Origin of the sequence: Bradyrhizobium sp. 956_D2_N1_4 (assembly GCF_052076025.1) — a bacterium.
In the GTDB taxonomy this organism is placed as follows: domain Bacteria; phylum Pseudomonadota; class Alphaproteobacteria; order Rhizobiales; family Xanthobacteraceae; genus Bradyrhizobium; species Bradyrhizobium barranii.
This window is the reverse complement of sequence record NZ_CP197237.1, coordinates 7,526,441-7,549,629: the sequence shown is the minus strand read 5'-3', so window position 1 is coordinate 7,549,629 and position 23,189 is coordinate 7,526,441. Positions and strand designations below refer to the sequence as shown.

Below are 23,189 nucleotides of genomic sequence, written 5' to 3'. Positions count from 1 at the left end.
CCCGCACTTCCTTGGGGTAAGAGGCATTACGCGATGACCAGATTTCTTTTCATTGTTTCTTTGATTCTGTGCGCATCGAGCGCCTCAGCGCAACAGCAGCCCGGCCACGATGCCTGCGCGCGCGATGTGACGCGCTTCTGCCGTGCCGTGATGAACAATGGCGATGGCGCCGTGCTCGCTTGCCTCAAGCAGAACCGCACCCGCCTCAGCAAAGCCTGCGACAAGGTGCTGACGGATCACGGGCAGTAAGAAGTGCCGTCGCAGCCCGGATGAGCGAAATCCGGGGTCTGCCCGCGCGGTGAGATCGTCCCGGATTGCGCTTCGCGCCATCCGGGCTACAGGCCAAAACCTACGTGCTGCTTCCCGCCGCGCTCGCGACCACCGGCAGCACCTCGGCGCCGGCACGATCCGGCGTCTCTTCCTTCCAGCGCACCGAGCCGAACGGACGCTCCAGCATGCGGCGGATCCGCACCGGATCGGGGCCGATGTGGAAATCGATCGCCTGCTGATGCAACGCGCGCTCGGACTGCGTCGAGCGGTTGCGCTGGCGCAAGTAATCGAGCCAGGTCGGACAGTGGTAGCGCTCGGTCCACAATTCGGGATCGGCTATGTCGCGCGCGATCGACCAGCCATAGGCGCCGTTGCGCTGCCGGGAGAGCTGCACGTCCTGCATCACATTGTGGAAGGCGCGCGCGTTCTCCTGAGACACCCTGTATTCGATCTCGACCACTAGCGGCCCGCTGCGCGCCGTGAGCGACAGTTTGACTTCGGGATCGGCGAGCACGTCCGCGTCCTCGTTGCGAGCGCCGACGCGCGGCATCGCCAGCCAAATGCCCAGCACCGGCGAGATCAGCATCAGGCTGGCGGCCGTCAGCAGCGCGACCTCGACGCCGGCATAATCGGTGAGATGGCCCCAGCCCCAGGCGCCGATCGCGATGCCGCCGGATATCGAGGCCTGGAACGCCGCGAGCGAACGGCCCGCGACCCAGCGCGGCGCCGAGAGCTGCACGCCGATGTTGAACAGCGCGACGGCCGCCATCCAGACCGCACCGGCGAGCACAAGCGCCGCCGCCGTCAGCACCGGCTCCGTGCTCACGGCAAGCGCGGCCATCGCAAATGCCATCGAGATGGTGCAGGCGCGGATCGCGGCCTCGCCGCTCATGCGCTTGCGCAATTCATGGATGTTGAGCGCACCGACGACGGCGCCCATGCCGAAGGCACCCAGCATGATGCCGTAGGTCTGCGCGCCGCCATGCAGCAGGTCGCGCGCGATCAGCGGCATCAGGGCCATGATGGCGCCGCCAATCAGGCCCATCACCAATGTGCGCAACAGCACGATCTTGATCGGCGGCGAATTGGTGATGTAGCGGAAGCCCGAGACCATCGCGCGGTTGAGCTTCTCCCGCGGCAGGCGCGAGGGCTCGGTGTTGCGCCGCCAGAGCAGCAGCACCACCAGCAGCGGCAGATAGAGGATCGCGTTGCAGGCAAACGCGGCCACCGCGCCGAGCGAGGCGACGATGACGCCGCCGACCGCGGGACCGAAGCTGCGTGCAATATTGTAGCTGATGCCGTTCAGTGCGACGGCTGACGGCAGTGATTCGGGCGGGACCTGCTCGCTGACCGAGGATTGCCACGCCGGCCCGAACAGCGCATTGCCGCTGCCCACCACGAAGCAGAACACGAGCAGCGTTTCCGGGGTGATCAGCTTGAGCCAGGCCAGCACCGTCAGCGCAGTCGCGCCGATCAGCGCGATCGCGAGCGAAATCAAGGTCACGATGCGGCGGTCATACATGTCGGCGATGGCGCCGGCCGGCATCGAGATCAGCATGATCGGCAGCATCAGCGCGGTCTGCACCAGCGCCACCTTGTCGGCTGATGCCGCCATCTGCGTCATCGCCCAGGCCGCGCCCACGCCCTGGATCAAGAGGCCAAGATTGGAGAGCAGGCTGGCGAGCCAGATGCGCCGGAACACGGTGTACCGCAGGGGTGCGGCGATGCCGTCGCCGGCGAATTTCTGACGGTTCGGCTGCTCGGTCATATCCCCTTCCATATGGGCTGGCAGAAGTGGTCTTGGAATGGTCTTTGGGTGATTCCGGCAGGTTCAGTGATGCCTGCGAAAGTCCTTCGCTGTCCAGTGGTTAGGCCGCTATAAGCGGCACAAAGACATGGTTTTTCCGGAGAAACATATGAAGCTGTCGCGACGGTCGATCCTGCTGGGGGCAGGCAGCTTGCCTTTCGCGGTTGCGAGCTTGCGGACAGGCGCGCTGGCCCAGACCGCGCCCACGGCTCAGAATGCCGAGGTGCCGCCGATCCTGTTCGTCCACGGCAATGGCGAGTACGACGCGCTCTGGATGACGACCTTGTGGCGAATGGAATCCAACGGCGTCGCGCGCGATCGCATGATGGCGATCAACTTCACCGATCCCAATGCGCGGAGCGACGACAAGGTCGAGCAAGCGGGGCGCTCCTCGACCGAGGACCAGCGCCGCGAACTCGCGGCGGCCATCGCGGAATTGAAGCGCCGCGCCGGCGCGGCCCGCGTGGCGCTGGTCGGCAGCTCGCGCGGTGGCTATGCGATTCGCAACGTCATCAGGAACGGCGGTGCCGGCGATGTCAGCCATGCTGTGCTGTGCGGCACACCCAATCACGGCGTGTTCGCGACCGATGACCAGCCGAACAACGAGTTCAACGGCCGCGGCACATTTCTGCGCGGTCTCAACGAGGGCGAGAGCGAGGTGACGCCGGGTGTTGCCTTCCTTACGCTGCGCAGCGACGGCATGGACAAATACGCCCAGGCGGATGGCCGCTTCATCGGCAAGCCCGGCACGCCGACCGGTGTTACCGTCGAAGGGCCGGAGTTGAAGGGCGCCACCAATCTCGTGCTCGGCGCGCTCGACCATCGCGAAGTGGCGTTTCACCCGCGCGCCTTCCGCGAGATCTACAAATTCATTGCCGGCCGCGAGCCCGCGCGCATCGCGATTGTGCCGGAGCAGAGCGTCAGTTTGAGCGGCCTTGTGACCGGTACGCCAGGCGGCGTGTCGACCAATCGCCCGGTGGCAGGTGCAACCGTCGATGTCTTCCGCGTCGATCCTGATACCGGCGAGCGCAAAGGCGGCGCGGTGCACAGCGCGAAGACCGGCGCCGACGGCCGCTGGGGTCCGGCGCAGGTCGAGCCTTCCTGGTTCCTCGAATTCGTCCTGACATCGCCGGACGCGCCGACGACGCATATCTACCGCACGCCCTTCCCGCGCTCGTCCGATGTCGTGCATCTGCGTGCCGCGCGCCCGCTCGGGCCGGCGGACAAGGATGCCGGCGCCGTCGTGATCATGTCGCGACCGCGCGGCTATCTCGGCCTGCCGCGGGACGTGGTGCTGCTCGACGGCAAGGAGCCGGCCGACGTCAAGCCGGGTGTGCCCACGGATTCGGCAGCAACCTTGCGGCTCCCGGCCGCGGAGGCCGGGCGTAACATCGTGGCCCAGTTCGCCGAAGAACGAATTGTGGCGCGCGCCTGGCCCGCCTCCGAGAACAGGATTGCGATTGCCGAGCTGACTTACTAGCTATTGGCCTGGGTTATATCTGCGGGAGAGAGCCATGAACATCGCCAGTGTGCGTCGGCCCATCATCCCTCCGACCCCGCCGCGTGCGCCCGACGACATGTCGTTTTTCGGCCGGGTCGCGGTCCTCAAGCAGAACATGATCGCGACCTGGGGCCAGCGTGCCTACGAAGAAGAGGTCATCAAGGGCCGCTTTTTCCTCCACAACAGCTTCATTCTGAATCAGCCGAATGCAATTCGGCATGTCCTGCTCAGCAATTATGAAAACTACACGCGCACGCCGGCGGGGATCCGCATGCTGCGTCCGGTGCTCGGCGAAGGAGTTCTGATCGCGGAAGGCCACGCCTGGGCGCATCAGCGCCGTACGCTCGCGCCGGCCTTCACGCCGCGTGCGACCGCAAATCTCGTCCCGCATATGACCGCGGTGCTCGACGAGACCATCACAAAGCTCGATGCGCGAACAAGCGAGCCGGTCGATCTGCGCGAGACGATGCAGCGTATGACGCTGGAGATCGCCGGGCGCACGATGTTCTCGTTCGGCATGGACCGTCACGGCCCGACCTTGCGCAACTTCGTCATGGAATACGGCGCGCGGCTGGGACGGCCCTATTTCCTCGACATGCTGCTGCCGGTGTCCTGGCCGACCCCGATGGATTTTGCCCGCGCCCGCTTCCGCAAGCGCTGGACCGAATTCGTCGCGATGCTGATCGCCGAGCGGCGCACGATGGGCAAGAAGGACGGCGCGCCGCCGCGCGACCTGTTCGATCTCATGGACGCGGCGCGCGATCCTGAGACCGGCAAGGGCTTTTCGGATGCGCAACTCGTCGACGAGGTCGCGACCATGATCCTGGCGGGTCACGAGACCACGGCGACGGCGCTGTTCTGGGCGCTCTATCTGCTCGCGCTCGATCCGGAGACGCAGGAGGAAGTTGCCTCCGAGACCCACGGCGAGCATCTCGACAGCATGGCCGACATCGATCGCCAGAAGTTCACCCGCGCGGTGATCGAGGAGACCATGCGGCTCTATCCGCCGGCCTTCCTGGTCGCGCGTGCCGCGCGCGAGAAGGACAATGCGGCCGGCGTCGAGATCGGCAAGGGCGACATCATCATGATCGCGCCCTGGCTGCTGCACCGGCATGAGAAGCTGTGGGATCAGCCGAACGCCTTCATCCCAAAACGCTTCATGTCGAACGAGGCGCCCGACCGTTTCGCTTACCTGCCGTTCGGCGCGGGTCCGCGCGTCTGCATCGGCGCGCCGTTCGCGCAAGCCGAATCCGTGCTGGCGCTGGCCCGGTTGATCGGCGCGTTCCGTATCGAGCTTGCCGACAGGGTTCCGGTGATCCCGCTCGGCGTCGTGACGACCCAGCCGGACCACTCACCTTTGTTCCGCATCACGCGTCGGTGACAGACATTCGTCTGCCCGATGGCGCGATCCACCCCAGATAGAGCCTCCGCCATGAGCGACATCCAGGCCCAGTTTTCCGTTCTGAAGCAGACCGCCGATGCCAAGGTGGTCGACGCGATCGCGCACCTGATCGAGAACGGCGAGGATCACGAGCTCAACCGCGTCAATGTCCTCGATTTCTCCAGGCAGCATGGCCTCGACGAAGAGCACACGATCTCCACCTTCCTGCATTCGGCGCGGCTCGGACTGTTCGATCTCGGCTGGAACGTGCTCTGTCCGGGCTGCGGCGGCGTGCTGGGCGCCCATTCGACGCTGAAGGCGCTCAAGCCGGACGATTATCACTGCGCGCTCTGCGCCTGCGGCTACAAGGCGTCGGTCGACGATCAGGTCGAGGTCTCCTTCACCGTCAATCCGCGCGTGCGGCGCATCGCAGCGCACGATCCCGATACGCTTCCGGTGTGGGAATATTTCAAGCAGGTATTCTGGAGTTCCGGCGTCGACTTCAACAAGGAATCCTTCGCGACGCTCGCCAACGAGGTGACGCTCGATACACTCGAGCTTCCGGCGGGCGAGAAAGCGACCATGTCGCTGCAACTGCCGGGCGACTTCATCATCATCTTCGAGCCGGTGACGCACGCCGCCCATTTCATCGACGTCCAGGGCGAGCCGACCAAGGAGCGTCAGCAGTTCGCGATCATGTACAACAAGGTGCAGGCTCCGACGGGAACGACGACCATGCGGCCGGGGCCGCTGCGGCTGTCGCTGGAGAACCAGGCCGGCGTGCGCGTGTTGCCGTCGGTGTTCATCGCGGCCGAGGCGCTCCATCATCTCATCGGCAAGCGCAAGCCGTTCCTCACCGCCAAGCGCATGCTGTCGAACCAGACGTTTCGCGATGTCTTCAAGGCGGACAATCTCAGCCTCGACCAGCGGCTCCAGATCACGTCGCTGACATTCCTGTTCACCGATTTGAAGGGCTCGACCGCGCTCTACGAGCGCGTCGGCGATCTCGCCGCCTTCGATCTCGTGCGCGCGCATTTCCATGCGCTGCTCGAGATCATCTCCTCCGAGAAGGGCGCGGTGGTGAAGACGATCGGCGACGCCGTGATGGCGACCTTCGTCCGCCCCGAGCACGCCATCGTCGCGGGCCTGCGGATGCGGGCCGCGATGGACGAGCTCAACAGGCAGCGCGGCACCGACGATCTCATCGTCAAGATCGGCATCCATGAAGGCCCGTGTCTTGCGGTGATGCTCAACGAACGCCAGGATTATTTCGGCCAGACCGTCAACATCGCCGCTCGCGTCCAGAGCCTGTCGACGGCGCGGGAGATCCACATCACGGGCCCCGTGCTCGATGCGCCCGCAGTCGCCGAGGTGCTCGAGCAGCGCGCGATCAAGCCGATCCAGAAGCAGGCGGCCCTGCGCGGCATCGCCGACAAGATGGTGGTGTACGAGATACCGTGACAGATTGCAGAAAGGTAATGCCCGCGCGGAGCTGACGCACGTTGCGGCGGTTGAGTTTCCTGCTCATATAATGCTGGTGGCGGCCGCACCCCCGCGGCTTCATCGTTTTCGGTAGGATCCTATGCTCGACGGCCTGCGCCAATTCATCGCCGACATTGTGGCCCCTCATGCCGGGGATCGCGCATTCGGCGATGGCGATTACCGGCTTGCGGCCACCGCGCTGCTGGTTCACGTGGTCTCGCTGGACGGTCAGCCGACGGCGACCGAGCAGCGCAAGCTGCACAGCGTGATCGAAAACCATTTCGGGCTGGATCGCGGTACCGCCGACCGCCTGATCGCGGACGCCACCCAGGTCGAGGGCGAGGCCGTCGACCTCTATCACTTCACCAGCGTCATCATGCGCTCGCTCGACGAAGAGGGCCGCAAGCGCATTGTCCAGATGATGTGGGAGCTGGTCTATGCCGATGGCCAGGTGTCCGAGTTCGAGGATAACGTCGTTTGGCGCGCGTCCGACCTGCTCGGGATCGCCCAGCGCGACCGGATCGACCTCAAGCATGCGGTCGCAAATCGCGCCGGTGGTCAGGTCAAGGACGGCGCCGTCGGGGGTTGAGCCGTCTCGACGCGGTATTATCGGCGGTTGTGCTGACCACATGACGAAACTTTAATATACCCCCGTCGGCCAGCCCGGCCCCGGATTTCCCCGTAAAATCCGTGGTTTTCCTGCTTCCCTGTTGCCCGCTCAAGCAGCCATGCTGCCGGTGACGCTTGCCTGTCGCGCTCGGCCTATGCTCTCGTTCCGCCATTGCGGGGCCAAAAAACTTCAATTCAAGAGACTTCGATCGTGACTGAGCGGGTAACATTGATCACCGGTGCCTCGGCGGGCATCGGCACGGAGCTGGCGCGTGTGTTCGCCGCCAACGGGCATCGCCTCGCGCTGACGGCGCGACGCGCGGACCGGCTGGAGGCGCTTGCGAACGAGCTCGCCGCCAAGGGTGGCAAGAAGCCGATCGTGATCGCCTGCGACCTGCAGGAGGCGGATGCGGGTGACAAGATCGCCGCCGCGCTTGCCGCCGAAGGCGTCGAGCTCGACCATCTCGTCAACAATGCCGGCTTCGGCGTGTTCGGCGATGCGATCGAGCGCGACCGCGTCGAACAGGTCGGCATCGTCGATGTCAACGTCCGGGCTCTGACGGATCTGTCGCTGCGCTTTGCCGATCAGCTGATCAGGAACAAGGGCGGTCTTCTCAATGTCGGATCGGTCGCGGGCTTTCTGCCCGGCCCCGGCATGGCCGTGTACTACGCGTCCAAGGCCTATGTGATTTCCCTCACCGAGGCCCTGCGGGCGGAGCTCGCGCCGCGCGGCGTTCGCGTCACCGTACTTTGCCCGGGTCCGGTGCCCACCGAATTCCAGGCGCGCGCCGGCGTCGGGTCCGGGCATGACACAACTCTTCTCAACGTGTCTGCCGCCGATGTCGCGCAGCAAGCCTATCGTGGCCTGATGGCCAACAAACGGGCAGTGCTGCCTGGTCTCGGCATCAAGATCGTGCCGTTCGCGCTGCGTTTCTTCCCGCGCGGCTTCATCCTGTCCGCCACCAGCCGGTTCCAGAGGCAGCGGCACTGATTTCTTGTTTTGACGCGTTTTCTTTACGCGAACCGGTATCCACTTCGCTCGAAAACGCTTTGAAGAAAGCTCAAAGCTCCGTAGTGGCCCGGAGCTTGCTTCAATATCGGGACGCGTGTGCGCGAACTCACACGATGTTAACTACCGCTTAGCTATGCTAGCGGTCTGAACCGATAGCACTCGCAGAGGCCATGTCGTTCCGGACGGACAGGTTTGGTGGCGCAGAATTGGTGCCCTTCCCCAGAAGGACGCCGAGCGCCGCCGCCTCCGAAGCCCGGTTGCCGGTTCTGATCATCCTGCATCAGGAATCCTCGACACCCGGCCGCGTCGGCAATGCGCTGCGCGCGCTCGGCCATCGCCTCGACATTCGCCGTCCCCGCTTCGGCGATCCCCTGCCCGATACGCTCGATCAGCATGCCGGCGCTGTTTTTTTCGGCGGTCCGATGAGCGCCAACGATCCCGACGACTACATCCGTCGCGAGATCGACTGGATCGAAATTCCGCTCCGCGAACAGCGACCGTTCCTCGGCATCTGCCTCGGCGCGCAGATGCTGGCGATGCAGTTGGGGGCCCGCGTCGCGCCGCATGCGGAGGCGCTGACCCAGATCGGCTACTATCCGATCCGCCCGACCGCCGCGGGCCACGCGCTCTGCCCGAATTGGCCGGCGCAGGTCTATCACTGGCATCGCGAAGGATTTGAACTGCCCGTCGGCGCTGAGCTGCTTGCGGAAGGCGATGATTTTCCGATCCAGGCGTTCCGCACCGGCAATGCTTTCGGGGTGCAGTTTCATCCTGACGTGACCTGCGCGATGATGCATTGCTGGACCACGCGCGGCTATGACGGCCTCAGCGCGCCTGGCGCGCGCGAGCGGCATCATCATTTCGCGGACCGTGCCGTCTACGACGTTGCGGAGCGGGCTTGGCTCGATCATTTCATCGACGGCTGGCTGGCGCGCCGGCGGGTGCTGGCGCAAGCCGCCGAGTGATCGCGCCTCTGCGCAAGGCCTTCGCGCAAGGCCTTGGCGCAAGCTCTTGCCTCACCGTTGGATATGCTAGGCTCGTTCCTAACGAGCGCGCGCGAACGCGTGCCGGCAGACACAGGGAGAGCGTCATGGCCTATGAACACATTTTGTATGAGGTGAGCGACAAGGTCGCGACCATCACGCTCAATCGCCCTGATCGCATGAATGCGTGGACGCCGACGATGGAGCGCGACGTGCGCCATGCGATGGAAGCATCGAGCGCCGATGACAATGTCCGCGTCATCGTGCTCACCGGCGCGGGCCGCGCCTTCTGCGCCGGCGCCGACATGGATGCGCTGAAGGGGCTCGACCCCAACGACGTCAGGCGTGCCTCGAACCTGCCGCCCTTCGACATGAACCGCCGGCCGGACTGGCAGACGCGCTATGGCTTCTATCCGTCGATCGGAAAGCCCGTCATCGCCATGCTCAACGGCGCGACCGCCGGCATCGGCCTCGTCCACGCGCTTTATTGCGACCTCCGCTTTGCCGCCGACAATACCGTCTTCACCACGGCCTTCGCGCGGCGTGGCCTGATCGCGGAGCACGGCATCAGCTGGATGCTGCCGCGCATCGTCGGCCACGCCAATGCGATGGATCTCCTGCTCTCGGCCCGGCGCGTGTCGAGCGAGGAGGCGTTGCGGATCGGCTTGGTGAACCGGCTCTGCTCACCCGAGAAGCTGCGCGAGGAGACCTATGCCTATGCGCGCGACCTCGCCGACATGGTTTCCCCGAGCGCGATGGCCGTGATCAAGCGCCAGCTCTACGAGGTTCCGTTCCAGACGCTGGCGGAGGCCACGATCGAGGCCAACCGCGAGATGATGGTCGCGCTGAACGGCAGCGATTTCCGGGAGGGGGTCGCGAGCTTCATGGAGAAGCGGCCGCCGAGGTTTACGGGGAAGTAGGGGGAGAGATTTTCGGATGAAGCCCGCCGTCGCCCTGCGGGCTATGGCGTGGCAGCCTTCGCTACGAGAGGGCTTGCCGAGCCGAAGCAGGCGCAGCCTGCGAAGGCTGGTGGAGCCAGGCGGGATCGAACCGCCGACCTCGTCATTGCGAACGACGCGCTCTCCCAGCTGAGCTATGGCCCCGTTTGGCGGCCGCTCTGGTGAATGCGGCCGACAACCGGGCGCCATTTAAGTCCCCGCCAAGGTCAAGTCAAGGACGGGTGTGACCCGGTTTTAACCATCCCCGGCACCGACTTCCCTTGTTTGGGCCGGGGGGAACCGATATCTAGCAAAAAGCGTCAATCCCGACCGAAAGCCAGAGTCTTCAATGCGTGCCGTTCTCGACATCGTCATCATCGTGCTCGACCTCTACGTCTGGCTGCTGATCGCCTCCGCGATCCTGTCCTGGCTGATCGCTTTCAACGTCGTGAACACCCGCAACCAGTTCGTATCGGCGGTGGCGGAGTTCCTGTACCGGATCACCGAGCCGGTGCTGGCGCCGATTCGCAATTTCCTGCCCAGCCTCGGCGGCCTCGATATCTCGCCGATCATCCTGATCCTGCTCATCATGTTCATCGAGCGGGTGATCCTGTATTACATCTACCCGAACGTGATCTAAGCAGGCGGGAGCGCCTTGGTTGCGAAACAGGCCTTCAAGGAACCCTGGCGCTATTCGGCCGCAGGAATCAGCATCGCGCTGCGGGTGACGCCGCGCGGCGGCCGCGACGACATCGACGGGATCGAGCAATTGGCCGATGGCCGCAGCGTGCTCAAGGTGCGGGTGCGCGCGATCGCCGATGGCGGCGAGGCCAACAAGGCCGTTCTGGTGCTATTGGCGAAATCGCTCGGCGTCCCCAAGGCCAGTGTAAAGCTGCTATCCGGTGCCACCTCGCGGCTGAAGCAGATCGCGGTCGACGGCGATCCGACGCGGCTCGGCGAAGCCCTCCGCAAGCTCGCCCAAGCCAGATCGGCAGACGCCAAACCGACAGACCAGGGGAACTGACATGACGGCCAAGATCATCGATGGAAAAGTCATCGCTGCGGAACTCCGCGCGCGCGTCGCTGACGAGGTTGCCCGCGTCAAGCGCGAGCACAATCTGGTGCCGGGCCTCGCGGTGGTTCTGGTCGGCAACGACCCCGCCAGCGAGGTCTATGTCCGCTCCAAGCACACCCAGACCCAGGCGGCCGGAATGGCCTCGTTCGAGCACAAGCTGCCGGCCGACGTGTCGCAGGCCGATCTGCTGGCCGTCGTCGCAAAACTCAACCGCGATCCGGCCGTGCACGGCATTCTGGTGCAGCTGCCGCTGCCGAAGGGCCTGAACACCGAGGCCGTCATCAACGCCATCGATCCCCGCAAGGATGTCGACGGCCTGCATCCGAACAATGCCGGCCGGCTCGCCGGCGGCTTTGAAGCGCTGTCGCCTTGCACGCCGCTCGGCTCGATCATCCTGACCAAGAGCGTCCACGCCTCGCTCGAAGGCATGAATGCCATCGTGATCGGGCGCTCCAATCTGGTCGGCCGTCCGCTGGTGCAATTGCTGCTCAACGAGAATGCCACGGTGACCATCGCGCATTCGCGCTCGCGCGATCTGCCCGGGCTCGTGAAGCGCGCCGACCTCGTCTATGCCGCGGTCGGCAAGCCCGAGATGGTGCGCGGCGACTGGTTGAAGCCGGGCGCGACCGTGATCGACATCGGCATCAACCGCATCCCCAAGGACGAAGGCAAGACGCGCCTCGTCGGCGATGTCGCCTATCAGGAAGCACTCGCCGTTGCCGGCGCGATCACGCCGGTCCCGGGCGGCGTTGGCCAGATGACGGTCGCCTGCCTGCTGGTGAATACGCTGCGCGCGGCGTGCGCGATCGCAGGGCTGCCGAAGCCGGCGGTTTAACTCCAGGTCTCGCGCCCCGGACGCTGCGCGGCGCATCACTTCGTGATGCACCGCGTCCGGGACACGCAATCTTACGCCTTTTTCTTCTTCTCGCGCTCGATGCCTTCGAGGATCAGCTTCTGCGCGTCTTCCGGGCCGCCCCACCGCAAAATCTTCACCCACTTGCCCTTCTCGAGATCCTTGTAGTGCTCGAAGAAGTGCTGGATCTGCTGCAGCGTGATGTCGGGCAGGTCGGAGTACGACTTCACCTTGTCGTAGCGCTGCGTCAGCTTCGACGACGGCACCGCGAGAATCTTCTCGTCGCCGCCGGCTTCGTCTTCCATGAACAGCACGCCGACCGGGCGCACGCTCATGACGGCGCCGGGGATGATGGCGCGGGTGTTGATGATCAGCACGTCGCAGGGATCGCCGTCATCGGACAGCGTGTGCGGGATGAAGCCGTAGTTACCGGGGTAACGCATCGGCGTGTAGAGGAAGCGGTCGACAACGAGCGTGCCGGCTTCCTTGTCCATCTCGTATTTGATCGGTTCGCCGCCCACGGGGACTTCGATGATGACGTTGACGTCGTGGGGTACGTTTTTTCCGATCGAGACCGCATCGATACGCATTCAAGGCTCCGTTGTTGCCGAGGTTAAATCGCGCCCGGCAGCGATTTTGGCGCTGTCATACGCGGGCTTGGCGCGCCAATCCATCGTGTTTTTGTGAAATAATGAATCCAGCGACTACCGGCTCAAAAGGCAACGGTATCGACGGATGGGAAGCGCTGCCGGCTAGACTTTCAGCAGCTCAATTGGTCCAAGCGAAGGCAACCTTGTCGAGCGACTTCGGCCCGAAACGCTCGGAGGAGCGCGCCACCATGCGGCCGCCCAAGGCGCGGTAGAACTCGGTCGCCGGATCGTTGTCCGAGAGCGCCCACACGACCATGCTCTTCAGGCCGCTCTGCATCAGGTCGCGGCGGGCTGCGGTGAACAGGCGGCGGCCGAAGCCGAGACCCTGGAATTCCGGACGCAGATAGAGCTCGTAGATCTCGCCGTCGAAGTGCAGGCTGCGGGCGCGGTTGCGGCCGTAATTGGCATAGCCGGCGATCTTGTCGCCGAACACGAGCACGCTGACGCGGCTGCCTTTGCGAATCGCACTGTCCCACCACTGCGGACCGCGGCGGTTGATCAGCTTTTCCAGTTCGCCGCCGGGAATGATGCCCTGATAGGCGGAGCGCCAGGCTTCGTCATGGGTGGACGCCACCGCAGTTGCATCTGCAGCTTTGGCCGGCCGGACCTCGATCAGGGTTGTGCTCATGGACACGATCAAACCAAGTCGCCGCGCCGGCGGCAAGACCTATCGTTAATTATCGGTTAACGTGTGGATTTTGTGCATCAGTATTTTAACCATGTTGTACCGAAAGAAGACAAGACGCCATTTCGAACGGCACCGGCCTGCCATTGCCGGTGCAAAACTGCCCTGCGGTAACCAATGAACCGCGATGGCAACGCAAAAAGCCCGCCGAAAATGATTCGTTCCTGCAGATCCGTCGCTGTCCGTGTTCGCCTGCGGCGATTCATGCGCCTCTTCAACATCTTCGCCGTCCTGCCTCTGCTGCCCTTGCTGCTGGCGTCGCCTCTGTGCGCACAGGTCACGTTTGGGTCATCGGGTGAGGAGGGCGAGCCGTTTCGCCGGCAACAATGGCGCGTGCCATCGCCGGATACCGACATTGCCGCGCATGCGCTGCTGTTTCGCCCCGTCGGCGCCGGTCCGTTCCGGCTTGCGGTGATCGCACATGCCTCGACGCAGAATGTGCTGCGCCGGGCGCAAATGCCGCAGCCTGAATACCGCGCGCTGGTCGCGTTTCTCGTCGCGCACGGCTTCGCCGTGCTGGTGCCGGAGCGGCTCGGCCATGGTGCGACCGGCGGCCGCTATGTCGAGGACCAGGGCGGCTGCGACGAGGCGGATTACGCGCGTTCCGGTCGCGCGACGGCCGCCGAAATTTCGCTCGCGCTGGATTTTTTGCGAAAGCAGGATTTCGTTCGCCAAGACTCGGCGGTCGTGCTCGGCCATTCCGCCGGCGGTTGGGGGGCGTTGGCGCTCGCGAATGCCGATCCGAACGCGATCTCCGCGATCATCGCGCTTGCGCCGGGGCGCGGTGGCCACGCCAATGACGAACCGAACCGGATCTGCGCGCCGCAGACGCTTCTCGCCGCGGCGGCCGGGTTCGGCAAGGCGGCGCGTATTCCCGTGACATGGCTCGTGGCGACCAATGACAGCTACTTCGCGCCGGCGTTCTCGCGGCAGTTGGCCGATGCGTTTCGCGGTGGAGGCGGCAAGGTGGACTTCCGCACATTGCCGGCCGTCGGCAGCGAGGGGCATTGGATGATCGAGAGCGAAGCCGGCGTCAAAGCCGCCAGCCGCGAGCTCGGGCTTGCGCTGAACCAGTCCAAACCGGCGGCGGCCAAGAAGCCATGACGCTGTATCTCCTGGTCAAATACCTCCATGTGCTGGGCGCCATCGTCATTCTCGGCACCGGCACCGGCATCGCCTTCTTCATGCTGATGGCGCATCGCACGAACGACGCCGAATTCATCGCGCGCACCGCTTCGGTGGTGGTGATTGCGGACGCGATCTTCACGCTGTCGGCCGTGATCCTCCAGCCGGTGACGGGCGGCGTGCTGATGATGCTTTCGGCCATGCCGATCACGGAACGCTGGCTGCTGGCCTCGCTTGGGCTCTACGTCTTTGCGGGCCTGTTCTGGGTCCCCGTCGTCTTCATGCAGATCGAGATGCGAGATCTCGCGCGCAAGGCGGCCGAGCAGCGCAGCGCGCTCCCGGAGCGCTACTTCTTGCTCTACCGCCGCTGGTTCGCGTTCGGTTTCCCCGGCTTCGGCGCGACGATGTTGATCCTGTGGCTGATGATCGCGAAACCGTTTTGAGAGATGCGATGACCCAGCAAACCGTTTTGGTGCTCGGCGCCTCCGGCCTGATCGGGCGCTTCGTCACCGACGATCTGCGTGTGCGGGGATTTCGCGTGGTCGGCGTCGCACGCAGCCTGTCGCCCGCGCAGAAGATGAGCGCGCTGGACATCGAGCGGCCGATCCTGTCGCTCGATGTAGCCGCGCTGATGCGCCTCTTCCGCGAGCACGCCGTCGACGTCGTCGTGAACTGTCTCGGCGTGCTCCAGGATGGTCCCGGCAGCGACACCGGTGCGGTGCATCGCGATTTCGTCGCGCGCCTGCTTCAGGCGATCGCCGACAGCGGCTGCGCGATCCGGCTGGTGCACATCTCGATCCCCGGGACCGCGGAGGCGGATCGTACCGCCTTCGCGACGACCAAGCGCGAGGCCGAACGCCTGATTGCAGCCTCCGGCAATCCCCACGCGATCCTGCGGCCAGGCTTCGTCGTCGCGCCATCAGCCTATGGCGGCAGCGCCATGCTGCGTGCGCTCGCCGCCTTCCCGCTCGACCTGCCGCAGAAGGCGATGTCGACGCCATTCCAGTCCGTCGCAGTCGAGGACATTTCGGCCACCATCGCCTGGCTCGCCGCGCGCGATATCGACGACGCCTCAGTCAAAGCCGTGACGTGGGACCTGATGCAGGCCGAGCCGCTCAGCATGGCCGGCGTGATCAAACAGTTCCGCCACGCCTTCGGTACGGCCAGCTGGCCGCGCCTCGTGGTGCCATCCTTCATGCTCGATCTCGGCGCGAAGATCGGCGATCTCGCCAATTATCTCGGCTGGATGCCGCCGATGCGCTCCACCGCCATCGCCGAGCTGCGCCGCGGCGTGACCGGCGATCCCTCCGCCTGGATCGCCGCCACGGGCATCGTGCCGAAGACGTTGACTGATACGATCGGGCGCCATCCCGCCACCATCCAGGACAAATGGTTCGCGCGACTATTCCTGATCAAGGCGCTGATCTTCGCCGGCCTCATTGCGTTCTGGCTCGTCTCCGGCTTCATCGCGCTGTTCGTCTCCTACCGCGCCGCCGCCGGCATCCTGACCGCGCACAATTTTTCGCCCGCGCTGGTCGATCCCATCACCATCGGCACCAGCCTGATGGACATGAGCATCGGCATGCTGATCGCCTTCCGCCGCACCGCGGCGATCGGTTTGATCGCAGGCATCGTCGCTTCGCTCGGCTATATGGTCGGCGCGGCGGTCCTCACGCCCGACCTCTGGGTCGAGCCGCTCGGCGCGCTGGTGAAGACAGGGCCGGCCATCGTGCTGATGCTGGTCGCGCTGCTGATGCTGGATAATCGATAGCGTTTTCGAGCGAAGTGGATCCCGGTTCGCGTGAAGAAAACGCGTAAGATAGAGAGACTGATGCCCAAATGGCCCGACGACGACGTGATCCTGTTCGACGGCGTCTGCATCTTCTGCTCGCGCTGGGTCCGCTTCGTCGCCAAGCGCGACACGGCGAGGCGGTTTCGCTTCACGCCGATCCAGTCGGATTATGGGGCGCGGCTTGCACGTACGTTTGGCATCGATCCTGACGATCCCGACACCAATGCCGTGGTTCACGGCGGAGTGGTCTTTATGAAGTCCGACGCCGCGCTGACCGTGCTGTCGCATCTGCCGGGATGGCGTTGGGTGCGGATGTTGTTCGCCGTGCCAAAACTGCTGCGAGGCCCCGTGTACAGCCTCATCGCGCGCAACCGCTACCGCATCTTCGGGAAGTATGATGCGTGCTTCGTTCCCGATGCGGATTTGCGGGCGCGGGTGATTGAGTGACGTAGCCGGCGCTTACGGCTTGCCTGAAGCCGCCAGCACTTCCTTCGCCGCGCGCTCTCCGCTGTCCCTGGCCCCGTGCGCCGTCGTGAAGAAGCTTGGCGACGTCGCTTCCCCCGCGAAGAACAGCCGCCCATCCACTGGCGCAGCCAGCACGGCCCGGTCACCAGCGTGCCCCGGCAGGGCATGCGAGTAGGAGCCTCTTGCGAAGGGATCGTGGGCCCAGCGCGACTCGTAGAGCGGCTTGAGCTTTCGCCTGATGTCGTTGCCGAGGAAGCCTGCGATCTCGTCGATGCTGTGCGCGGCGATGGCGCCGTCGCCGGCGTCTTCCAGCTCGCGGGCGAAGCTGCCGCCGAAAAAGCCCTCGATGCAGGGCTGGCCGAACGGGCGGATGTGGTAGGTGCCCATCTCGGTGCGCATGGTGGCACCCCGCAGATTGCCCTCTTTCGGGAAGGCTTCTGCATCGTCGAGCGCCAGCGTCACCTTGTCGTCGACGCCGAGCGGCAGGCCGGCTGCGGCGCTCACCTTGGCCGGGAGCGGCGGAGAGAAGCGGATGGCTTCGTCCGCGATCAGATTGGTCGGCACGGTGACGATCACCTTGTCGGCGGTCAGCGTGCCCTGCGACGTCTCGATGCGGAGGCGCTGGCCGGAATGATCGATCAGCGTGACATTGCAGCCCAGGGCCACCGGGCAGGGGGCGCCATAGGCCGCGACCAGCGCGCCATAGCCACGGCGGACGCGCCAGTTGAGGTCGCTGTCCTCGTAGGCGTCCCAGTCCAGTGTCGACATATCCTTCAGTTCGCAGCCATTGATGTAGGTCGAGACCGCATCGATCATGGGATTCCAGCGATTGCCCGGATCGAGGCTCAGGCTCGCGGGCTCGTCCTTGCCCTTTTGCGCGGCCTGCCACAGCCGCTCGTAGAATGCGTCCATCGCGCGCATGAAATCGTCGCGCTCGGCCTGTGGAAACGCGTTGCCGAAGGCGCGCTCGCGCCAGGGCGGCAGGTCCTTGTTGACCTCGAAGCCGAGCTGCTTGGCGATTCCGACGAAGGAGTTCTTGTCGGCCGAGTGCAGCCAGCCGCAGCCGACGTCGAAGGTGACCTCAGGCGAGGCCTGCACGGTCCAGGCACGTCCGCCAATCCGGTCGCGCGCCTCCAGCACGATCACGGAGAGGCCGGAGCCATGCAGCGCATGCGCCGCGCCGAGGCCGGCTGCGCCGGCGCCGATGATCACGACGTTGACGGAGGAGGGCAGGGAGGTCATGGGCGGGCTCTAGCACGTTCGCTGGGTGTGCTGAAGTCGCCACGCGCACAGCTGTCATCACCCGCGGAAGCGGGTGATCCAGTATTCCAGAGACATTTGTGGTTGAACCGATAAGCCGCGGCGTACTGGATGCCCCGGTCAAGCCGGGGCATGACAGCGTTGAGAACGGCGGCCTTACGCCACCGCTTCCTTGGACTTTTCCGCGCGCTTGCGCTCGTTCGGGTCGAGGTGCTTCTTGCGCAGGCGGATCGACTTCGGGGTGACCTCGACGAGCTCGTCGTCCTCGATATAGGCGAGCGCCTTTTCCAACGTCATGCGGATCGGCGGGGTCAGGCGCACCGCTTCGTCCTTGGACGTGGTGCGGATGTTGGTGAGCTGCTTGCCCTTGAGCACGTTGATCTCGAGATCGTTGTCGCGGGTGTGCTCGCCGACGATCATGCCCTTGTAGACCTTCCAGCCCGGCTCGATCATCATCGGGCCGCGGTCTTCCAGCTTGAACATGGCGTAGGCCACCGCTTCGCCCTGGTCGTTGGAGATCAGCACGCCGTTGCGGCGGCCCTGAATCTCGCCCTTGTACGGGGCGTAGCCGTGGAACAGGCGGTTCATGATCGCGGTGCCGCGGGTGTCGGTGAGCAGTTCGCCCTGATAGCCGATCAGGCCGCGGGTCGGCGCGTAGAACACCAGGCGCAGGCGGTTGCCGCCGGACGGCTTCATCTCGACCAGCTCGGACTTGCGCTCGCTCATCTTCTGCACGACGACGCCCGAATGCTCCTCGTCGACGTCGATCACGACTTCCTCGATCGGCTCCATGGTGGCGCCGGTCGCTTCGTCCTTCTGGTATACGACGCGTGGGCGCGACACCGAGAGCTCAAACCCTTCGCGGCGCATGGTCTCGATCAGGATCGCGAGCTGCAATTCGCCGCGGCCGGACACTTCCATCGCATCCTTGTCGGTGGCCTCGACAACGCGCAACGCGACGTTACCCTCGGCTTCGCGCAGCAGACGGTCGCGGATCATGCGGCTCGTCACCTTGTCGCCTTCAGTGCCGGCGAGCGGGGAGTTGTTGACGATGAACGACATCGACACGGTCGGCGGGTCGATCGGCTGCGCCGGCAGCGGCACCTCGACGGTCGGATCGCAGAAGGTGTCGGCGACGGTGCCCTTGGTCAGGCCGGCAATGGCGACGATGTCGCCGGCTTCGGCTTCATCGAGCGGCGTGCGCTCGAGACCGCGGAATGCCAGGATCTTGGTGATGCGCCCGGACTCGACCAGCTTGCCATCAGCATGCAGCACCTTGACCTGCTGGTTCGGCTTGAGCACGCCGGACGAGATGCGGCCGGTGATGATGCGGCCGAGATAGGGGTTGGCCTCCAGGATGGTACCGATCATCCTGAACGGGCCTTCCTCGACCGTCGGCGGCGCGACGTGGCGCAGGATCAGGTCGAACAGCGGCTCCATGCCCTTGTCCTGCGGACCCTCGGGGCTTTCGGCCATCCAACCCTGCTTAGCCGACCCGTACAGGATCGGGAAGTCGAGCTGCTCCTCGCTGGCGTCGAGCGCCGCGAACAGGTCGAACACCTCGTTGATGACTTCGGTCGGGCGCGCGTCGGGGCGGTCGACCTTGTTGATGACGACGATCGGCTTCAGGCCGACCTTGAGCGCCTTGGAGACCACGAACTTCGTCTGCGGCAGCGGGCCTTCGGCGGCGTCGACCAGCACCAGGGCGCCGTCCACCATGTTCAGGATGCGCTCGACCTCACCGCCGAAATCGGCGTGGCCGGGGGTGTCGACGATGTTGACGCGGGTGTCCTTCCACTGCACCGAGGCCGCCTTGGCCAAGATGGTGATGCCGCGCTCACGCTCCAGATCGTTGGAGTCCATGGCGCGATCCGTCACCTTCTGGTTCTCGCGGAACGTACCGGATTGCTGGAGGAGTTTGTCGACCAGGGTCGTCTTGCCGTGGTCGACGTGGGCGATGATGGCGACGTTACGGAGGTTCATGAGTGAGCTTCTTTGCGGTCGGACAATGGGTTAAGCGCGATCTCGCCGGTCGGACCGGGACCTCTTCTCGAAACAACGCTGGAAGACTGGAAACGGGCGCTTTCCGCCCAAAAAGGGCCGCCCGGCCATCTCGACCAGGCACCCTACGCGTTGCGGCGCAATATATGCAAAAACCGCCAAAAAACAATGTGTTCTTTGCTGGTTGGTTGACTGAATTTTGTCCGGGAATCTCCGGGGGTTAGGGTAAATCCAGCACCAAACCGGCCTTTGCTCGGGGACGGGGCCTCGATCAGCCCTGCGCCGAGCCGGGGCTGGTCTCCTCAGTCGGATAGACCCCGCGCAGCACCTCCTCGAAGTGCATCTTCACCGCGTCGTTGCACAGGCAGGCGCGCAGGCGCAAGCCGTCGAGATTGCGGACCAGGATCGCGCCGCGTCTTGTATCGAGCACGCCCTCGGCCTTGAACGACTGGAGCACGCGGCTCGCATAGCTGCGGCCGACCCCGAGCAGCGTCGCGAGCTGCTCATGCGTCAGCGGCACGCTGCTCTCGTCGCCGGTCCGCTCCATCGCCGCAATGATCCACTTCGCCGTACGCTGCTCGATGGAGTGGATGGCGTTGCAGGCGGTGGACTGGAACATCTGCGCCAGCATGCAGTCGGCATAGCGGGCGAAGATGTTGCGCAGCGAGGCCGAGCGCATCTTGGCAGCGTCCAGCTTGGCGACGTGAATGCGCGCGAATGGTCCGCCGAATTTCACGCAGATGCGGGTATAGGCCGGCAAAAATCCCTCGCTGACGATGCCGCCCACTGCGCCTTCGCGGCCGACCAGGATGGTCTCGACGTCGCGGCCGTCCTCATTGGGAACGAGAAATGTCGCGAGCGACGGCCCGCAGGGAAAGTGCACGACCTGGACATCGTCGCCGGGACTGTAGAGCAGCTCGTTGGGCCCGGCGGTGTCCAGGGTGACGTGCGGTGCCAGCAGCGCGTAGTCAGCCGGACTCAAGCGCCGCAGCAGATTGTTGGCCGGCCGGCTACCGACTTCGGTTGTCTTGCTGATACGCGCGTCCATCGTAAATCCCCTGCTCTCCTTTCAACACTAGCGAGGTCCGATCATGGGCTGTGTGCACAAGTGGACAGACGTGAAAACTGTTCTGTGGTGAGTTTCGTTCCGGGAACCCTCCGATGCGCTGGGCGCAGGCGTCGGGATGAGGCTGTCCTCGATCGGTAAGAACATGCAGCCCTCGATATCCACCATCATGATACCTGCTCCCCCGGACGGCTCGACCGGCATGCCCGCCGATGTTCTGATCGTTGAGGACGATCCGATCATTGCGATCGATTTCGAGGATCGCCTGCTCGGATTTGGCGTGAGGAGCGTGCGCACCGTGGGGTCGGTGGCGCAGGCGCTGGCGGCGATCGCAGCGCGCGCGCCGGATTTCGCGCTACTCGACGTCGAGCTCGGCCGCGAGAAAAGCTTTGCCGTCGCCGACCGGCTGGCGGCTGCGCAGATTCCCTTCGTCTTCGTGACGGGCTACGGCGCCGAGGATCGGATCGCTCCCGAATTCAAGACGCGGCCGCGGTTGCAAAAGCCGTGCTCGAGCGAAGCGCTGGAGGCCGCGCTGCGCTCGCGCGGCGCCTGAACGCCCGTCGGCGTTCTCCCGGCTTCAGGCAAATTTCGGATCGAGCGTGGTCGACCACAGCGCGACGTCGGCGCGGTCGCGCAAGGTCACCGTCATCTGGCCGGATGCGCCGTCGATCTTGACGTGACCGAAGAACTGCATGCCCGCAGACGGCGGCAGGTTCTGGTTGTCCTTGCCCGGCGCTTTGACGAAGCGCACCTCGGGCCCAAAGGTGTTGTCGAGGGCGTTCGGACCGAAGGTGCCCGCATGTAGCGGGCCGGAGACGAATTCCCAGAACGGCTCGAACTCCTGGAATTGCGCCTTGTTCGGATCGTAATAATGCGCGGCGGCGTAGTGCACGTCCGCGGTCAGCCATACCGTGTTGCTGATCGGCGCCATCTTGATGAAGCGCAGGATGTCGGCGATCTCGAACTCGCGGCCGCGTACCGGGCCGTCGCCCTGCGCAATGGCTTCAGATCCGCCCTTCGGCGTGTCCGATACGACGAGACTGATAGGCATGTCGGAGGCGATCACCTTCCAAGTCGCACGCGAATTCAGAAGGCCGCGCTTGAGCCAGGCGATCTGGTCCGGGCCGAGGAAATAGCTGGCGGGCCCGTAAGCGGTTTCGAGATTGGCGCCGTTCGGGCCGCGATAGCTGCGCTCGTCGAGCATGAACACGTCGAGATGCGGGCCGTACGAGATCTGGCGATAGACGCGGCCCGGCTCAACGATGCTCTCCCGCATCGGATACATCTCGTGAAAGGCGCGGCCGGCGCGGGCTGCCAGCAGAGAGATGTCGCGCACCTTGTAGGACGCCGGCAACTCCTTCGACAGCGACCAGTTGTTGGTCACTTCATGGTCGTCCCACTGCACGAAGATCGGCACTTCGGCATTGAAGGCGCGGACGTTGTCGTCGGTGAGATTGTATTTGTGCGCGGCGCGGTACTCGTCCAGCGTCTCCGCGACCTTGGCCTTCTCGGGGATGGTGACGTTCTTCCAGGTCTTGCCGTCGGCGAGCTTCACCTCGGATTCGATCGGACCGTCGGCATAGATCGTGTCGCCGGAATGCAGGAAGAAATCCGGACGATGCTTGCGCATCGCGGAGAAGGTGAACATGCCGCCATCATCGGGATTGATGCCCCAGCCTTGCCCTGCGACGTCGCCGCCCCAGACGAAGCTGACGTCGCGACGGTCGGCCGGCGCGGTGCGGAAGCGGCCGATCACCGGCTCGCCCTCGATCGCGGGATGCGAGAGATCGCGAAAGCGGACGCGATAGAAGATGTCCTGTCCGCCCGGCAGGTTCTCGATCAGCATCTTCGCGGTGAAGTCGCTCTCCGGCAGCGCCGCGATCGGCGGCAGCACGCGGGCATCCCTGAAGGACTCGGTCGTGGCCACCTCGACCAGCATCTGCGATGGCCGGTCAGTGCGCGCCCAGACCACGCCACCGTCGACCGTGACGTCGCCGGACTGCACACCATGCGTAACCGCCGGCCGGTCGGCCGCGCGCGAGAGATGGGGCATCGCGATCGCGCCGAGTGCGCCGGCGCTGGTGGTGAGGAAGCGGCGGCGGGAGAATTTGATGTTCATGGCGGCTTCGCTTTTTGTCTCGTACGCATCTCGCGCCGTCATTCCGGGACGGTCCGAACGACCGGACCCGGAATCTCGAGATTCCGGACTCGCGCTGCGCGCGCTCCGGAATGAC

23 protein-coding genes and 1 tRNA gene are annotated in these 23,189 nt (G+C 64.9%); 16 read left to right on the top strand and 8 right to left on the bottom strand.

Going from position 1 to position 23,189, the window contains the following annotated elements:
* Positions 1 to 33: 33 nt before the first annotated feature.
* A complete protein-coding gene (locus AB7535_RS35690; protein ID WP_063980334.1) occupies positions 34 to 249 on the top strand; it encodes a hypothetical protein in 216 nt (71 codons plus the stop codon).
* Positions 250 to 349: 100 nt separating this feature from the next.
* Here AB7535_RS35690 and AB7535_RS35685 read toward each other — a convergent pair whose 3' ends face one another.
* A complete protein-coding gene (locus AB7535_RS35685) occupies positions 350 to 2,038 on the bottom strand; it encodes an MFS transporter (protein ID WP_063980335.1) in 1,689 nt (562 codons plus the stop codon).
* 148 nt (positions 2,039 to 2,186) lie between these two features.
* Between AB7535_RS35685 and AB7535_RS35680 the strand changes: the two genes are divergently transcribed.
* The 7 genes from AB7535_RS35680 to AB7535_RS35650 all read left to right on the top strand — a co-directional run bounded on the left by AB7535_RS35680 (position 2,187) and on the right by AB7535_RS35650 (position 9,965).
* Positions 2,187 to 3,557, top strand: coding sequence for a hydrolase (locus tag AB7535_RS35680; RefSeq protein WP_354113520.1), 1,371 nt, complete (start codon positions 2,187 to 2,189; stop codon positions 3,555 to 3,557).
* A 34-nt stretch (positions 3,558 to 3,591) separates the two neighbouring features.
* Entirely contained in the window at positions 3,592 to 4,959 is a 1,368-nt protein-coding gene (locus tag AB7535_RS35675) for a cytochrome P450 (protein WP_354113519.1), read from the top strand.
* Between the two features lie 51 nt (positions 4,960 to 5,010).
* Positions 5,011 to 6,420 (top strand): adenylate/guanylate cyclase domain-containing protein, encoded by a 1,410-nt coding sequence (locus AB7535_RS35670; protein ID WP_071908711.1) that lies wholly within the window; start codon positions 5,011 to 5,013, stop codon positions 6,418 to 6,420.
* 121 nt (positions 6,421 to 6,541) lie between these two features.
* Positions 6,542 to 7,030: a TerB family tellurite resistance protein gene (locus AB7535_RS35665; RefSeq protein ID WP_354113518.1), complete on the top strand. Its 489-nt coding sequence runs from the start codon at positions 6,542 to 6,544 to the stop codon at positions 7,028 to 7,030.
* A gap of 231 nt (positions 7,031 to 7,261) precedes the next feature.
* Complete coding sequence (locus AB7535_RS35660) at positions 7,262 to 8,041, top strand: SDR family NAD(P)-dependent oxidoreductase (protein ID WP_208083868.1); 780 nt, start codon at positions 7,262 to 7,264, stop codon at positions 8,039 to 8,041.
* A 191-nt stretch (positions 8,042 to 8,232) separates the two neighbouring features.
* Positions 8,233 to 9,027, top strand: a complete 795-nt coding sequence (locus AB7535_RS35655) for a glutamine amidotransferase (protein ID WP_354113517.1) — start codon at positions 8,233 to 8,235, stop codon at positions 9,025 to 9,027.
* Positions 9,028 to 9,152: 125 nt separating this feature from the next.
* A complete protein-coding gene (locus tag AB7535_RS35650) occupies positions 9,153 to 9,965 on the top strand; it encodes an enoyl-CoA hydratase (RefSeq protein ID WP_354113516.1) in 813 nt (270 codons plus the stop codon).
* Positions 9,966 to 10,072: 107 nt separating this feature from the next.
* Here AB7535_RS35650 and AB7535_RS35645 read toward each other — a convergent pair.
* Positions 10,073 to 10,148 (bottom strand) — tRNA-Ala (locus AB7535_RS35645).
* 184 nt (positions 10,149 to 10,332) lie between these two features.
* Here AB7535_RS35645 and AB7535_RS35640 point away from each other — a divergent pair.
* From AB7535_RS35640 to folD, 3 genes are read left to right on the top strand one after another with little or no spacing between them, the layout of a single operon-like run.
* On the top strand, positions 10,333 to 10,623 hold the full coding sequence (locus AB7535_RS35640; RefSeq protein ID WP_007598721.1) for a YggT family protein: 291 nt from the start codon (positions 10,333 to 10,335) through the stop codon (positions 10,621 to 10,623).
* Positions 10,624 to 10,638: 15 nt separating this feature from the next.
* Entirely contained in the window at positions 10,639 to 11,007 is a 369-nt protein-coding gene (locus tag AB7535_RS35635; RefSeq protein WP_354113515.1) for a DUF167 domain-containing protein, read from the top strand.
* Position 11,008: 1 nt separating this feature from the next.
* A complete protein-coding gene (gene folD, locus AB7535_RS35630) occupies positions 11,009 to 11,893 on the top strand; it encodes a bifunctional methylenetetrahydrofolate dehydrogenase/methenyltetrahydrofolate cyclohydrolase FolD (protein ID WP_354113514.1) in 885 nt (294 codons plus the stop codon).
* Positions 11,894 to 11,964: 71 nt separating this feature from the next.
* Here the strand turns inward: folD and ppa are convergent, their stop codons facing one another.
* Together ppa and AB7535_RS35620 are read right to left on the bottom strand one after the other, a co-directional pair.
* Positions 11,965 to 12,501, bottom strand: coding sequence for an inorganic diphosphatase (gene ppa / locus AB7535_RS35625; protein ID WP_014490715.1), 537 nt, complete (start codon positions 12,499 to 12,501; stop codon positions 11,965 to 11,967).
* 178 nt (positions 12,502 to 12,679) lie between these two features.
* Positions 12,680 to 13,189, bottom strand: coding sequence for a GNAT family N-acetyltransferase (locus tag AB7535_RS35620; protein WP_014490714.1), 510 nt, complete (start codon positions 13,187 to 13,189; stop codon positions 12,680 to 12,682).
* Between the two features lie 261 nt (positions 13,190 to 13,450).
* Here AB7535_RS35620 and AB7535_RS35615 point away from each other — a divergent pair, with 261 nt between their 5' ends.
* Genes AB7535_RS35615 through AB7535_RS35600 form a run of 4 tightly spaced genes read left to right on the top strand, consistent with a single transcriptional unit; the run spans position 13,451 to position 16,610 of the window.
* Complete coding sequence (locus AB7535_RS35615; protein ID WP_354113513.1) at positions 13,451 to 14,350, top strand: alpha/beta hydrolase family protein; 900 nt, start codon at positions 13,451 to 13,453, stop codon at positions 14,348 to 14,350.
* Positions 14,347 to 14,814 carry a DUF2269 family protein gene (locus AB7535_RS35610; protein ID WP_354113512.1) on the top strand — a complete coding sequence of 156 codons (468 nt, stop codon included), beginning with the start codon at positions 14,347 to 14,349 and terminating at the stop codon, positions 14,812 to 14,814. Before AB7535_RS35615 ends, AB7535_RS35610 begins: the two co-directional genes overlap by 4 nt.
* A gap of 8 nt (positions 14,815 to 14,822) precedes the next feature.
* Positions 14,823 to 16,142 (top strand): SDR family oxidoreductase, encoded by a 1,320-nt coding sequence (locus tag AB7535_RS35605; protein WP_354113511.1) that lies wholly within the window; start codon positions 14,823 to 14,825, stop codon positions 16,140 to 16,142.
* Between the two features lie 60 nt (positions 16,143 to 16,202).
* Positions 16,203 to 16,610 carry a thiol-disulfide oxidoreductase DCC family protein gene (locus tag AB7535_RS35600; protein ID WP_354113510.1) on the top strand — a complete coding sequence of 136 codons (408 nt, stop codon included), beginning with the start codon at positions 16,203 to 16,205 and terminating at the stop codon, positions 16,608 to 16,610.
* 12 nt (positions 16,611 to 16,622) lie between these two features.
* Here AB7535_RS35600 and AB7535_RS35595 read toward each other — a convergent pair whose 3' ends face one another.
* From AB7535_RS35595 to AB7535_RS35585, 3 genes are all read right to left on the bottom strand, one after another.
* Positions 16,623 to 17,870 (bottom strand): flavin monoamine oxidase family protein, encoded by a 1,248-nt coding sequence (locus tag AB7535_RS35595; protein WP_354113509.1) that lies wholly within the window; start codon positions 17,868 to 17,870, stop codon positions 16,623 to 16,625.
* Between the two features lie 174 nt (positions 17,871 to 18,044).
* Positions 18,045 to 19,871, bottom strand: a complete 1,827-nt coding sequence (gene typA / locus AB7535_RS35590) for a translational GTPase TypA (protein WP_135213907.1) — start codon at positions 19,869 to 19,871, stop codon at positions 18,045 to 18,047.
* A 289-nt stretch (positions 19,872 to 20,160) separates the two neighbouring features.
* Positions 20,161 to 20,937 (bottom strand): Crp/Fnr family transcriptional regulator, encoded by a 777-nt coding sequence (locus AB7535_RS35585; protein WP_166105102.1) that lies wholly within the window; start codon positions 20,935 to 20,937, stop codon positions 20,161 to 20,163.
* 136 nt (positions 20,938 to 21,073) lie between these two features.
* On the opposite strand from AB7535_RS35585, the gene AB7535_RS35580 reads away from it, so the two are divergent.
* Complete coding sequence (locus AB7535_RS35580) at positions 21,074 to 21,508, top strand: response regulator (RefSeq protein WP_354113508.1); 435 nt, start codon at positions 21,074 to 21,076, stop codon at positions 21,506 to 21,508.
* A gap of 24 nt (positions 21,509 to 21,532) precedes the next feature.
* On the opposite strand, the gene AB7535_RS35575 is transcribed toward AB7535_RS35580, so the two are convergent.
* The gene (locus tag AB7535_RS35575; RefSeq protein WP_354113507.1) at positions 21,533 to 23,074 is read right to left on the bottom strand and encodes an alkaline phosphatase D family protein; all 1,542 of its coding nucleotides are present in this window, start codon (positions 23,072 to 23,074) and stop codon (positions 21,533 to 21,535) included.
* Positions 23,075 to 23,189: the final 115 nt, after the last annotated feature.